Annotated in this window: 11 protein-coding genes; 10 read left to right on the top strand and 1 reads right to left on the bottom strand. The window is 68.1% G+C overall.

The genetic code is table 11. The features are described 5' to 3' along the window. The first annotated feature begins 27 nt into the window (after positions 1-27). From Q9G87_RS18250 to trxA, 7 genes are all read left to right on the top strand, one after another. Positions 28-2,163, top strand: a complete 2,136-nt coding sequence (locus Q9G87_RS18250; RefSeq protein ID WP_305917566.1) for a DUF6049 family protein — start codon at positions 28-30, stop codon at positions 2,161-2,163. Next, positions 2,160-3,767 carry a murein biosynthesis integral membrane protein MurJ gene (gene murJ, locus Q9G87_RS18255; protein ID WP_305917567.1) on the top strand — a complete coding sequence of 536 codons (1,608 nt, stop codon included), beginning with the start codon at positions 2,160-2,162 and terminating at the stop codon, positions 3,765-3,767. The genes Q9G87_RS18250 and murJ overlap by 4 nt, the downstream gene beginning before the upstream one ends. Before the next feature lie 152 nt (positions 3,768-3,919). After that, positions 3,920-5,437 carry a protein kinase family protein gene (locus tag Q9G87_RS18260; protein WP_305917568.1) on the top strand — a complete coding sequence of 506 codons (1,518 nt, stop codon included), beginning with the start codon at positions 3,920-3,922 and terminating at the stop codon, positions 5,435-5,437. A 15-nt stretch (positions 5,438-5,452) separates the two neighbouring features. Next, a complete protein-coding gene (sigM, locus tag Q9G87_RS18265) occupies positions 5,453-6,088 on the top strand; it encodes an RNA polymerase sigma factor SigM (RefSeq protein ID WP_305917569.1) in 636 nt (211 codons plus the stop codon). Beyond that, positions 6,078-6,956: an anti-sigma factor family protein gene (locus Q9G87_RS18270; protein WP_305917570.1), complete on the top strand. Its 879-nt coding sequence runs from the start codon at positions 6,078-6,080 to the stop codon at positions 6,954-6,956. Before sigM ends, Q9G87_RS18270 begins: the two co-directional genes overlap by 11 nt. Before the next feature lie 210 nt (positions 6,957-7,166). Beyond that, the gene (gene trxB / locus Q9G87_RS18275) at positions 7,167-8,099 is read left to right on the top strand and encodes a thioredoxin-disulfide reductase (protein ID WP_305917571.1); all 933 of its coding nucleotides are present in this window, start codon (positions 7,167-7,169) and stop codon (positions 8,097-8,099) included. 10 nt (positions 8,100-8,109) lie between these two features. Further along, positions 8,110-8,424, top strand: coding sequence for a thioredoxin (gene trxA / locus Q9G87_RS18280; RefSeq protein WP_138671814.1), 315 nt, complete (start codon positions 8,110-8,112; stop codon positions 8,422-8,424). A 155-nt stretch (positions 8,425-8,579) separates the two neighbouring features. Here the strand turns inward: trxA and Q9G87_RS18285 are convergent, their stop codons facing one another. Further along, positions 8,580-9,197, bottom strand: a complete 618-nt coding sequence (locus tag Q9G87_RS18285; RefSeq protein WP_305917572.1) for a GNAT family N-acetyltransferase — start codon at positions 9,195-9,197, stop codon at positions 8,580-8,582. A 154-nt stretch (positions 9,198-9,351) separates the two neighbouring features. Between Q9G87_RS18285 and Q9G87_RS18290 the strand changes: the two genes are divergently transcribed. The 3 genes from Q9G87_RS18290 to Q9G87_RS18300 all read left to right on the top strand — a co-directional run bounded on the left by Q9G87_RS18290 (position 9,352) and on the right by Q9G87_RS18300 (position 13,427). Beyond that, positions 9,352-10,698 carry an aminotransferase-like domain-containing protein gene (locus Q9G87_RS18290; RefSeq protein WP_371825788.1) on the top strand — a complete coding sequence of 449 codons (1,347 nt, stop codon included), beginning with the start codon at positions 9,352-9,354 and terminating at the stop codon, positions 10,696-10,698. A 585-nt stretch (positions 10,699-11,283) separates the two neighbouring features. Next, positions 11,284-12,240 carry a D-alanine--D-alanine ligase family protein gene (locus tag Q9G87_RS18295; protein ID WP_305917573.1) on the top strand — a complete coding sequence of 319 codons (957 nt, stop codon included), beginning with the start codon at positions 11,284-11,286 and terminating at the stop codon, positions 12,238-12,240. 137 nt (positions 12,241-12,377) lie between these two features. Then, positions 12,378-13,427 carry a threonine aldolase family protein gene (locus tag Q9G87_RS18300; protein WP_305917574.1) on the top strand — a complete coding sequence of 350 codons (1,050 nt, stop codon included), beginning with the start codon at positions 12,378-12,380 and terminating at the stop codon, positions 13,425-13,427. Positions 13,428-13,663: the final 236 nt, after the last annotated feature.

Consider the following 13,663-nt stretch of genomic DNA (forward strand, 5'->3'; position numbering starts at 1 on the left):
TCGTCGTCCTCCAGCTCGGGCATCCGCGTGATCCGTAAGACCACGCTGCTCGCCGTGCTGTCCGCCGCGTTGCTCGCCCCTATGGTGGCCGCGGCGCCGAGCACGGCTGCCGCGATCACGAGCAGGCAATCGTTCGCCGTGACGATCTCGTCGATCACTCCGGACATCCCGAAGAACCTGACCGATGTGATCAAGTTCACCGGCACGGTGCGCAACGACACCGGCGCGCCGCAGTCGGGGTTGCGCGTACGGCTGCGTTATACGGCGCAGAAGTTCACCGACCGCGCCTTGATGGCGGCCTACCAGACCGATCAGACCACCGCGACGCTGCCGAGCACGCCCTCCAGCAACTCGGCCAAGGACATCCCGCCGCTCGCGCCCGGCCAGACGGCGCGCTGGGAGTTCACGGCGACGCCCGTGCAGCTGGGCCTGCGCGAGTTCGGCGTCTACCCGATCGCCGTGGACGTGTCGCAAAACCTGGTCTCACTGGCGGCCCAGCGGACCTACCTCACCTACGCGCCGACCACGGTGCCCAAGCCACCGCGCAACAAGATGGCCATCGCGCTGCCCGTCATCGACCAGCCGCACCGGGCGACCGACGTCGACCCGGCGGCGGGGGCGAACGGCGAGGCCCTGTTCGTCGACGACAAGCTGAGCCAGTCGATCACCGGCAAGGGGCGGCTGGCCGACGTGGCGACCATCGCCCAGTCCGCGCCCAGCAGCGTCACGTGGTTCGTCGACCCCGCACTGCTCGACGACCTCGACATGATGACGAGAAACTACCGGGTCAGGACCAAGGACGGCGCGGAGCGCAAGCCGGCCAACGCCGAAGCCGGGCAGTGGCTGACGTCCATGCGCACCGCGCTGGCCGCCTCCCCCGTGGTCGCGGTCCCCTACGCCGATCCCGACGTGGCCGCGCTCGCGCACCAAGGGCTGGACGACCTGCCTAACAGAGCGATCCAGCTAGGCGGGCAGAAGGCGAAGGCGTTGCTCAACCGCGACGACGTGAAGACCACCGTCAACTGGCCGGCCGCCGGATTGCTCGACCCCGACGCACTCGACCTGCTCTCAGTCAGCGACGACAAGGTGGGCACGGTCCTGCTCAACTCGACCAACCTGCCGCCGCAGCCGCCGGTCACGTTCACACCCGACGCCGCCACGACGCTCGACTCGGTGAACGGCCCGGTCACCGCGCTGGTCGCGGACGCCGAGCTGAGCCGCCTGTTCGAGCCGACGGCCCCCACGTCCGTGCTGCTCAGCACCCAGCGCTTCATCGCCGAGACCGCGATGATCTCCGCAGAGGCCGGCCAAACCCAGCCGAGGTCGCTGGTCGTCGCCCCGTCGCGACGCTGGGATCCCAACCCGACGCTCGTCACCAGCCTGATCAAGGCCGCCAACCGCCTGCCGTGGCTGGAGCTGACCTCGCTGGAGTCCATCAAGCCGGGCAAGGCGTCGGTCCCGCGCGCCGGCCTGACCTACACCGATGAGGCGCGCAAGGAAGAGCTGAGCGGCAAATACCTGGGGCCGGTCAAGGAAGTCGCGTCGAAGGCGCAGCTCACGGCTCTGATCACGACGACGAGGACGCAGTCGAGCTTCGACGCGGCGGTGCTCAGGCTGACCTCGTCGGCCTGGCGCAACAGCACGCGCATGGGCCGCTCGGTGACCAACCGGGTGAACACGGCCGTCACTGAGCGGATGGACAAGGTCGAGATCGTCGAGGCACGGCCCGACCGGCCTAAGACGCTGGCCGGCAGCAACGGCGTCGTCCCCATCAGCGTGCGCAACTCCCTGGGCGCCCCCATCGCCCTGTACATCGACGTCAAGTCCAACAACGAGAAGCTGCTGCAGGTCAACTTCAAGCAAGACGAGCCCTTGTCCATCGGCGTCGGGCAGAGCGGCACGGTGCAGGTGCCGATGACCGCCACCAGTGGCACCAGCGGCGACACGACCGTGACGGTCCAGCTCAAGACCGCCGACGGCAAGGCTTATGGCGAACCGCAGCGGCTGACCATCCGCACCACCGGCTACACCGGCGTCGCCTCGGTCATCGTGGGGGCGGCGCTCACCGTGATGCTCGCCGCCGTGGTGACGCGCGTGGTGCGGCGCAGGTCGGAGCGCAAGAGCGCGCGGGCCTCCAGGAACCGGGAAAGTGAGACCGTATGAGCCGCATGTTGCGTGCCAGCGCCATCATGGCGGCGGGCACGATGGTGTCCAGGGTCACCGGGTTCGTACGGACCATGGTGCTCGCGTACGCCATCGGCACGGCGGCTCTGGGCGACTCCTACAACGCGGCGTACGCGATCCCGTACAGCATCCTCGACCTGCTGCTTCTGGGGGTGCTGAGCAGCGTCATCGTGCCGATGATCATCCGGGCGCAGCAGCACGACCCCGACGGCGGCCAGGCCTACGAGCAGCGGCTGCTGACCGTGGCCACGGTCACGCTCGTGGGCGTCGCGGTGCTCGCGGTGTTCGCCGCGCCGCTGCTCATCGACCTCTACACCGACTGGGCGCCGGGCAGCGCGAGGTTCGAGGTCGCGGCCACGCTGGCCCGTTTCATCCTGCCGCAGCTGGCGTTCTTCGGGGTGGGCGCGGTGGCGGGCGCCATACTCAACACCCGCGACCGCTACGGCGCTCCCATGTGGGCGCCGGTGGTCAACAACCTCGTCGTCATCTGCGTGTTCCTGGCCTACGCAGTGGTGAGTTCGGCCAAGGGCGACATCGATCGGGTGAGCGACGGGGATCTGGCGCTGCTCGGCCTGGGCACCACGGCCGGCATCGTGGCGCAGGCGGCCGTGCTGATCGTCGCGTTGCGCCGGGCCGGCTTCTCGTTCGTGCCGCGCTTCGACGTGTGGAACGCCCGGCTCGGCGAGATGGCCAAGGCCGGGATCTGGACGATCGGTTATGTGATCGTGACCCAGCTGGGTTTCTTGCTGACCGTCAATCTGTCGAGCCAGGCCGGCGTGGAGGTGCCGGGTCACGGCATCAGCCCCTACACGCTGGCGTTCCAGCTGTTCCAGCTGCCGTACGGCGTCATCGGCGTCTCGGTGATCACGGCCATGCTGCCCCGGATGAGCCGGGCCGTCGGGGAGGGCCGCTTCGACGACGTGCGCAGCGAGTTCGGGGCGAGTGTGCGGCTCGTCTGCGCGATGATGGTGCCGGTGTCGCTGCTGCTCATGGTGCTCGGCCCGGCGATCACCGTGCCGATTTACGGCCATGGGGCCAACACCGTGGCGGACGCGGTCTACATCGGCAACGTGCTGCAGGTCTACGGCCTCGCGCTGGTGCCGTTCTCGGTGTTCCAGCTGCTGCTGCGGGTCTTCTACAGTTTCGGCGACACCCGGACGCCGGTCTTCGTCGGGGCGGGCACGACGGCAGTCAACGCGGGGCTGATGGTGGTCTTCTACGTGCTGCTGCCGGCCGAGTACGCGGTGATGGGGCTGGCTCTGGCGTACGCGGTCGCGTACGGGCTGGGCGCGATCCTGGCCTGGTGGCTGGCCGGCCGCCGGGTGCAGGGGCTCGGCGGGTGGGCCGTCGGCATGGCGCTGACCAGGATGTATCTCGCCTCGCTGCCCACGGCCGTGCTGGCGCTGGCCGCGGTCTGGGTGGTCACGCAGGTGTTCGGCGGTCTCGGTTTCGTCAATTCGCTGATCGTTCTGGCCGTCGGCGGGGGCCTCGGGCTGGTGCTGTACCTCGGCGTGGCGCACAGAATGCGCATACCAGAGGTCAACTCGATCGTTGGGATGGTCGCGAGACGGGTAGGTCGGTAAAGAAACTCGGCACTACGATGGAGGCCGACACGCGCGAATGGAAGCAGGAGGGGCGTGGGCGGATCCACCCGGCATAGCGTGCCTTCGTGGGACACGACCACGCAGGTGAGTCGAACCATGAGCACGCCCGATCGGCCAAGTGGAGTGAGCCTGTGAGCACGTCGGCCGTCGAACCCGGCACCCGCCTCGCCGAGCGCTTCCGGCTCGAGGACCGCGTCAGCGAGTCCGACGGAGCCACCTTGTGGAAGGCCATTGACGAGATCCTGGCCCGTCCGGTGGCCGTGCATACTTTCTCGCCGGACTTCCCCCGCGTGCACGAGGTCGTCACGGCCGCCCGCGCGGCGAGCCGGCTCACCGACCCGCGCCTGACGCAGGTCTTCGACGCGGCCGAAGACGACAAGCACGCCTATGTCGTGAGCGAGTGGGTCACCGGCGAGACCCTCATCGACCTGCTGGCCTCCGGCCCGATGGAGCCCGAGCGCGCTGCCGGGCTGGTCGCCGAGGCCGCCGAGGCGCTCGCGCACGCCCACAAGGCCAAGCTCTACCACCTGTGCCTGCGTCCCTCGCACCTGGTGTGGACGACCGGAAACACGGTCAAGGTGCTCGGCGTCGCCGTCGATGCGGCCATGTACGGGCTGACCACCGACCAGCCGGCGCTCGACGACGCCGAAGGGCTGGGCCGGCTGCTTTACGCCGGCCTGACCGGCCACTGGCCGGGCGACGAGGAAGAGGGCGGGCTGCCTGCCGCTCCCATGACCGACGGCCACTTCTGCACGCCCCGCCAGGTCACCGCCGGCGTGCCGGGCTACCTCGACGCGGTGACGGTGCGGGCGTGCCTGCCCGAGTCCCGCAAGGGCCAGGGCGCGCTGTCCAGCCCGGCCGAGGTCGCCGAGGCATTGGCCGACGTGGCCAGGCCCATGCCGATCCCGATCGCCTACCCCTCGACACCCGCAGTGGCCTCCGCCTCGCACACCGAGGGCCTGGACATCGCCCACCGCCAGCACCTCCACGTCCCCCAGTCGCGGCCCACAGGCCCCCGGCCGCGGCGGCCGTCCGGCGGCGGCAGCACCCTCAACAGGGTGTTGATGACGCTGGTGGTGCTGCTCGTCATCGCCGCGGTCGGCGTCGGCGCCTGGACGATCGGCCGCAGCCTGGGCAGCCCGACCGGCCCCGAGGCCAAGAGCGCCACCCCGACCACCACGGCCACGGCTTCGACCCCTGTCCAGGCCGCCGAGCCGGAGAAGGCCCAGGGCTTCGACCCGCTCGGCGACAACGACGAGAAGTCGGACAAGGCCGGGCTGGCCATCGACGGCAAGCCCAGCACCTTCTGGGAGACCGAGGGCTACACCAGCGCCGAGCTGGGCAACCTCAAGAAGGGTGTAGGCCTGCTGCTGGACATGGGCAAGTCCGTTCAGATCAGCGACGTGGTGGCTACGCTGGCCGATACGCCCGGCGCGACCGTCGAGCTCAAGGTCGGCGACTCGCCCGATCTCGGCGCTCTGAAGACGGTGGCGACCGAGAAGGACGCGGCAGGCAAGACCACACTGACCCCTGATCAGGCGGCAAGCGGGCAGTACGTTTTGATCTGGTTTACGCGTGTTCCGGCGGATGCAGGCAAGTTTCATGGCACCATCTATGAAGTAGTGGTGCACTCTCCCGGATCGGCATAATCAGGAATCTCTCTTGTGAACTCCCCACCCGAGACACCCTCAGCAGCGGATCGGCCGGCGGTCACTGACGCCGAGCTGCTGACCGCGCACATCAACGGGGATCCTCACGCCTTCAGCGAAATCGTCAAAAGGCACCGCGATCGCATGTGGGCGGTCGCCCTGCGGACGCTCGGTGACCCTGACGAGGCCGCCGACGCCGTGCAGGACGCCTTCGTCTCCGCCTATCGCAAAGCCGCCACGTTTCGCGGCGAGGCAGCCGTCACCACCTGGCTGCACCGCATCGTGGTCAACGCCTGTCTCGACAGGATGCGCCGCAAGTCCGTCCGGCCGGTGGCCGACGACGAGCTCATCGAGGCCGCCGAGCGCGAGTCGCCCCTGCCCGACCAGACCGTCGAGCGCGAGGTCTCGATGGAGGTTTCGGCCGCGCTGAAACTCCTGCCCGCCGACCAGCGTGCGGCACTGGTGCTCGTCGACATGATGGGCTATTCGGTCGAAGACGCAGCTCAGGTGCTCGAGGTGCCCAGCGGCACGGTGAAGAGCCGGTGCGCCCGAGGGCGCGCGAAACTTGCCCCAATTCTTTCGCATCTGCGGAACCGATCGGACCTCAATCGCGTCTCATCCGCGAAGGGAGCAGAACTTCGTGACGGGTGATACGCACTACGATCTGGACACCCTGGCCGATTTGGCCGAGGGTCTCCTGGACGTCGCCACGGCGCGCCAGGTCCGCGAGCATCTCGCGGTCTGCGACCCCTGTGGGGAGCTACTGGCCGATCTGGCGGCGGTTCGCGAGGTGCTCGCGGCGACCCCCACACCGGCCATGCCGATGGGTGTCGCACTGCGCATCGACAAGGCCCTGGCGGCCGAGTCCGAGTCTCGGCGCGGAGGCGTCGGCCTCGTGGAAACACCTGACTGGGACGAGCTCATGCGGGACGCCCCGTGGGAGCGGCCGGTCGTGGCCCCCGAGCCCGAGCCTGTGCGCTTGGGAGTGGTCTCCGACGACGGCACCATCGTCCCGGCCAAGCCAAGACCCGTCAGGCGGCGCCGGTGGGCGTTGCCCGCGGTCGCGGCCGCGGCGGCCGCCGCCGTGGTGGGCACGGCCGCGGTCTCGGCAGGTCTGCTCGCCTCCGGCGGAGGCGGCGGCACGAGCGCGCCCCCGCCCCTCGCGCAGCAGAGCAAGGAGGAGACCAAGAGCCCGGAGAAGGCCAGGGCGTACACCGTGACCGACAGCGGCTACAACTACAGCGACAACGTGTTGCGGCAGCCGCTGGAGAGCCTCTTCGGCTTCGCCACGGTGCTGGGCGGCGACGGCGCCAGCGCCGACCAGGTCGCCAAGTGCGCGAGCAAGGTCAGCAGCCGGAGCAAGCTCGACGTCTTCGCGGTCGACCAGGGGCAGTACAACGGGCAAGAGGCCCTCATCTTCGCCTCATGGAAGAACAAGCCGGCCAAGAAGATCCGCATCGACATCGTCGACCCGTTCTACTGCAAGAACCTGCGCAAGCCCACCATGGGCCGCTGGTAGGAGACATCCGCGAAAGAGCCCGCTACGGCGGGCTCTTTTGTTTGCCGTAGAGTACCGCCCCACGCTGTTGCCGCAGGTCAGGTGGTCCTACGAGGGCCACGCCGGCGAAGGACTTCCGTTTCGCCAGGGCGTCGTGGGTAGGGCAGGGAATCACGGCGGCCTAGGATCTGTTGACGCCGGTGCAACAGCAGACGAGGAAGGCGTGGAGCGTTGAGCGACGTTCGTAACGTGATCATCATTGGGTCCGGCCCAGCTGGCTACACCGCGGCCGTCTACTCCGCGCGCGCCGAGCTCAAGCCGCTGATCTTCGAGGGCTCCGTCACCGCGGGCGGCGCGCTCATGAACACCACCGACGTGGAGAACTTTCCTGGGTTCCCCGACGGCATCATGGGCCCCGACCTGATGGACAACCTGCGTAAGCAGGCTGAGCGGTTCGGCGCCGAGCTGGTCGCCGACGACGTCGTCGAAGTGGACCTGGAGGCCAACCCCAAGGTCGTCAAGACGCACACTGACACCTACTACGCCAAGTCCGTCATCCTGGCCATGGGCTCCGGTTATCGCGAGCTGGGCCTGACGAACGAGAAGCGCCTGTCCGGTCATGGTGTGTCCTGGTGTGCCACCTGTGACGGCTTCTTCTTCCGTAACAAGGACATCGTTGTCGTCGGTGGCGGCGACACGGCGATGGAGGAGGCCACGTTCCTGACCCGGTTCGGGCGCATGGTGACCGTGGTGCACCGCCGCGACACGCTGCGGGCCAGCAAGATCATGCAGGACCGGGCGCTCGCGAACGAGAAGATCCGCTTCATCTGGGACTCCGAGGTCGTCGACGTGCTCGGTGACACCAAGGTCGAGGCGGTGAAGCTGCGCAACGTCAAGAACGGCGAGGAGTGCGAGCTCGCCACCGACGCGCTGTTCCTCGCCATCGGCCACGACCCACGCACCGACCTCGTCAAGGGCCAGATCGACCTCGACGAAGACGGCTACATCAAGGTGGCCTCCCCGACCACCGCGACCAACATCCCCGGCGTCTTCGCCGCGGGTGACGTCGTCGACCACACCTACCGCCAGGCCATCACCGCGGCCGGCACCGGCTGTGCGGCCTCGCTCGACTCCGAGCGCTGGCTAGCCGACAACGAGAAGTAAGGAGCGCACCGTGAAGGCTGTCACCGACGCCACTTTCGAAGCAGAGGTCCTCAAGAGCGACAAGCCTGTGCTGGTCGACTTCTGGGCCGAGTGGTGCGGCCCGTGCCGTCAGGTCGCGCCCATCTTGCAGGAGATCGCCAACGAGCACGGCGACAAGCTGGAGATCGTCAAGCTCAACATCGACGAGAACCCTGAGGTTCCGCGCCAGTACGGCGTGCTCCAGATCCCCACGCTGAACGTCTACAAGGGTGGGGAGGTCGTGAAGCAGATCATCGGCGCCAAGCCGAAGGCCATGCTGCTTCGCGAGCTCGACGGCATCATCTAGTTCGCCTGTTACGGCGCGCTTCGCCAGGCAGAGCCCCCCGCGGTCGTATCCGCGGGGGGCTCTCGCGTACGGCTTGGGCATGGCCTGGGCGGCGGCGTATGGGGCTGAACGGGGGCTTACGGGGCTGAACGGCAGCGTGTGGGGCTGAGCTGGGCTCAGACGGGGCGCAGCGCGCGTTCCGGGCTCATGGAGCCCAGGAGCCGCTCCAGAGCCACCTCGACGTCCTCACGCCACGAGACGGCGGTCTTGAGCTCCAGGCGGAGCCGCGGGAATCGCAAATGCGGACGAACTGTCTTAAACCCCACAGAAAGCAAGTAATCCGCAGGAACTACACAACTAGGCTCTTCCCACTTGAGGTCCCCGAAAGCTTCTATGGCTTTGACCCCGCGCCGCGTCAGGTCTTTGGCCACACCCTGGATCAGCATCCGCCCGAGCCCGCCGCCCGAGAACTCGGGAATGATGTGAGCCGTCATCAGCAACACGGCGTCGGCGCTGACCGGCGAGGTGGGAAAGGCCACCGAACGCGGGCTGTAGAGCGGCGGGCTGTACAGCACGAACCCCGCGGGCACGCCGTCGACATAGGCGATTTTCCCGCAGCTCCCCCACTCCAGCAGCGTGGCGGAGATCCAGGCTTCCTTCTCCAGCCCTGGGTCGCCCGAGTCCACCGCGCGGTCCCCGCTGACGGGATCGAGCTCCCAGAACACGCACCGTCGGCAGCGCCGCGGCAAATCTTCAAGATTGTCCAGGGTTATGTTGACCAGTCGGCGCGACAACTACCGCCCCTATCGTTGACCCGGAAAAGCGCGCGAAAACCGCGTCCACACCTGGCATCGTAGCCGAGTGAAGATGCCGCCAGCGGACACCACGACGGTTGAGCCCGGTCACGTGCGACATGTCCGTCTGGCGTAATCTGGTATTCCGCCCCGTATGACACCTAGGAGGTGGGCCGTGACAGAAGAGCTGGATCACGGTCAGACACCCGCGACCCAAGGGTCGCGCATCGACGCCTACGTCGATCGGTACGCCGCGCGAGCTACCGGGATGGTCGCCTCCGAGATCCGAGCTCTTTTCGCCGTCGCGTCGAGGCCCGAGGTGGTCTCGCTCGCGGGCGGCATGCCGTACGTCACGGCCCTCCCCCTCGACATGGTCGGTGAGCTGGTCTCCGACCTCGTGACCAGGCGTGGCCCGGTCGCGCTGCAATATGGCTCCGGCCAGGGCGACCCGCACCTGCGCGAGCAGATCTGCGAGGTCATGCGGCTGGAGGGGATTCAGGCCGGGGCGAACGACGTGGTCGTCACCGTGGGGTCGCAGCAAGCGCTTGATCTGATGACCCGCATCTTCATCGACCCGGGCGACGTGGTGCTCGCCGAGGGCCCGTCGTACGTCGGAGCGTTGGGCACATTCGCCGCCTACCAGGCCAAAGTGGTCCACGTCGCCATGGACGACCAGGGCATCGTGCCCGAATCGCTGGCCCAGACGATCTACGCGCTGGAGACCGCGGGCGCGCCCATCAAGTTCCTCTACACGATCCCGACCTTCCAGAACCCCGCTGGCGTCACGCTCAACCTCGCCCGCCGGCAGCAGGTGCTCGACATCTGCCAGCGGGCCGGGGTGCTGATCATCGAGGACAATCCCTACGGGCTGCTCGGCTTCGACGGAGAGCCCATGCGCGCCCTGCGGGCCGACAATCCCGACGGCGTGGTCTATTTGGGGTCGTTCTCCAAGACGCTCGCCCCCGGCTTCCGGGTCGGCTGGGCACTGGCCCCGCACGCCATCCGCGACAAGCTTGTGCTCGCCATGGAGTCGGCCGTGCTGTCGCACTCCTCTTTCACGCAGCTGGCCGTGGGCCAATACCTGGCCACGCAGCCATGGCGGGAGCAGATCAAGTCGTTCAAGGAGCTCTACCGTGAGCGCCGTGATGCGCTCGTGGACGCCCTCGACGCCTTGATGCCACCCGAGGTCACCTGGACCCGCCCCGGCGGCGGCTTCTTCGTCTGGGCCACCCTGCCGGAAGGGCTCGACTCGAAGGCCATCCTGCCGCGGGCGGTGGCCGAGCGCGTGGCGTTCGTTCCCGGCACCGGGTTCTTCTCAGACGGCAGCGGGGCGCGGCACATGCGCCTGTCCTACTGCTTCCCCGAGCCGGACCGCATCCGGGAAGGGGTGCGGCGGCTGGCTGGGGTGATCGAGCAGGAGATGCAACTGCGGGACACGTTCGGGACCGGCTCGGTGCGCGAACACCCCGGCGTGGACACTCCCGGCCCGGATCTGGCCTAGTAACCGCCCACTCGCCGGCACAGTGCCGCTGGACCGTGTTGACAGCGGATTGGGCTGAGACGACGCCTCGCCGGTGTCGTCGAGTCGCGGGCGAGCTCGGTCACTCAGCCTCCTTGGGCTCGCCTCGCATCCCGGGCGAAGCCGTCTCGGTGGAGACGACTTCGCCCGGGCCGTTTAGCCCGAGGACACATGGGCCGCGCGTCGCGGTGACACGCATCCCAACACCAGTCCTCATTCCGGCACCGGCCCGCTCGTCACCAACCCCCTTCTGCCGCTGCAGCAGCGCATCCGGCACCCCGTGGGGGCAAGTTCACGCGTGCCGCAATGAGGCCTGCCCAATCACACGGGCGGAGTCGCAAGGAGGCAGCCGCTTCCTCTCGGCGCGGTCGCCTTGCTCATCGCCCGGCATCAACTGCCAGATAGGAGGGATAAGAAGGGACCGACGACAACGGCGACTACGTGAGTTCCCGTGTGCACGGAAATCCCACGAGCATGGGCAGACTCGCGGGGAGAAGCACCTCACGTACACCATTCGCCCCCGACGCCGGTACGGTTGGACAGCGTTCGATCAGCAGAGGAGATGTGATGAGCGATCTGGGCCACGTGCTCGTGCTGGCCGGAGGCCTCTCCTATGAGCGGGAGGTGTCTCTGCGCTCGGGTCGCCGAGTCAGTGAGGTGCTGCGTGCGGCAGGCATCGACGTGGAGACCCGGGACACCGACGCATCCCTCGTGCCATCGATCCTCGCCGACCCTCCGGACGCGGTGTTCGTGACCCTGCACGGGGGCGCGGGCGAGGACGGCGCGATCCGTTCCGTCCTGGAGCTCCTCAATGTGCCGTACGTCGGCGCCGATCCGGACGCCTGCCGGGTCGCCTTCGACAAGCCCACCGCCAAGGCCGTCGTCCGCTCCGTCGGCCTTCGCACCCCGGAGTCCGTCACCCTCCCCAAAGAGACGTTCCACGACCTTGGTGCCACGGTGGTATTGGGCCGCATCGTCGAGCGACTCGGCCTGCCCTTGTTCGTCAAGCCGGCCCGGGGCGGCTCGGCACTGGGCGCGTCGATCGTACGCACAGCAGAAGAGCTCCCCGCCGCCATGGTCGGCTGTTTCGCCTACGGCGACACTGCTCTGATCGAGCGTTACGTGGAAGGCGTGGAAGTGGCGGTCTCGGTGGTGGACCTCGGCAACGGCCCCGTGGCGCTGCCAGCCGTGGAGATCGTCCCGGACGAGGGGGTGTACGACTACGCGGCCCGCTACACGGCTGGGCACACCGAGTTCTTCGCCCCGGCCCGGCTCCCTGCCTCCGCGGCTGCGGCGTGCGCGGAAACCGCCGTAACCGCCCACACCGCTCTGGGCCTACGTGACATCTCCCGCACAGACCTGATCGTGGACGCTGCGGGCGTTCCCCATTTCCTTGAGGTCAACGTGGCTCCCGGAATGACGGAGACCTCACTCCTGCCGATGTCCGCTGAGGCCGCCGGCCAGGATCTGGGGGACCTGTGCCGCACCCTCCTCCAGAACGCCGCCGCCCGCTCCCGTACCTGACATCACCCAGCACACCACGAGCAGCCACAGAAGCTGCTCAGCCACTCGTACCGTCCTGGCCGAGACACCGAGACCGTGAGCCTGCGGATCGCCGGTCAGAGAGCCACCAGGCAAGCCACGGGTCGTAGCCTTACGATGTGCTGATCGATTCGACGTACCCAAAGAGTTTCGCCAGCGACAACCACGCAGGCGTGCACCCCGACATCCTCGAAGCCATGGCAGCGGCGAACCACGGCGACGCGCCCGCCTATGGAGACGACCAATGGACCTCGGATTTCGAGGAAAGGATCAAAGAGTCGTTCGGCCCAGGCGCGGAAGGCTTTGCGGTTCTCAACGGAGCAGGCGCCAACATGGTCGGGTTGGCGCTCATGCTCGGCCGCTACGACGCGATCATCTGTCCCGACAGCGCCCACATCGCCACCCATGAAGCCGGGGCGGCGGAGCGCCTGCTCGGCGTGAAGCTGATGACGATCCCCACCAAGCACGGCAAGCTTCAACCCGCCGACATCAAATCCCGGCTGTCCGGGATCGGCAACCCCCACGAATCGCAGCCAGCGGTCGTCTCCATCTCTCAAGCCACAGAGCTCGGCACGTGCTACTCCCCCGAAGAGATCGCCGACCTCGCCGAGGCCACGCACACGGTGGGCCTACGGCTTCATGTGGACGGCGCCAGGCTCGCCAATGCCGCGGCCTACTTCGGCTGCGACTTGAAAACCATCACGACTGACGCCGGAGTGGATGTGTTCAGCTTCGGCGGCACCAAGAACGGCGCCCTCGCCGCGGAGGCCGTCGTGGTCCTCGACCCATCGCTGACCGACGCCGTCCCCTTCCTGCGACGGCAATCGCTTCAGCTGGCCTCGAAGATGCGCTTCATCTCGGCACAACTTTCCGCCCTCCTGACGGACGACTTGTGGCGCCGGAACGCCGCACACGCCAATCAGATGGCCATGCGTTTGGCTGACGGCATCGCGGACATCCCCGGGCTGGCCCTGGCTCAGCCGGTCCAGTCCAATGCCGTCTTCGCCACCCTCCCACCCGCCATCACGACGACTCTCCGCCGCCGCTACCTCTTCCATCCTTGGGACGAGGCGACGGGAGTCGTCCGCTGGATGACCGCCTTCGACACGGCGCCTGAACACGTAGACGACTTCCTCGACGGCATCCGCAAGGCCGCCGCCTCTCTGTAGACCACGCGCTTCCTTGGACCTCCGTTTCACGTGAAACACGTCGTACTCCCACGGCGGTCTCCCTAACCCCCATCGCGCCCACTCCACACTCCCCCTGCCCTTCCCAGGCTCCATGCCGACCGCTCCGCTGTTTCACGTGAAACAGCGAGCGCCCGAAGATGGCGCCGTCCCGGCCGCACGCCGCGAGCACGAGCACACGGCAAGCACGAGTACCCGCTCAAGCGCGGGCCGCCGGC

The organism is Nonomuraea turcica, assembly GCF_030718205.1.
Classification (GTDB): Bacteria; Actinomycetota; Actinomycetes; order Streptosporangiales; family Streptosporangiaceae; genus Nonomuraea.

Coding starts and splice junctions, on each gene's coding strand:
- Q9G87_RS18295 (WP_305917573.1), top strand. CDS start 11,284: ATGAGCGATCTGGGCCACGTGCTCGTGCTGGCCGGAGGCCTCTCCTAT.
- murJ (WP_305917567.1), top strand. CDS start 2,160: ATGAGCCGCATGTTGCGTGCCAGCGCCATCATGGCGGCGGGCACGATG.
- Q9G87_RS18290 (WP_371825788.1), top strand. CDS start 9,352: ATGACACCTAGGAGGTGGGCCGTGACAGAAGAGCTGGATCACGGTCAG.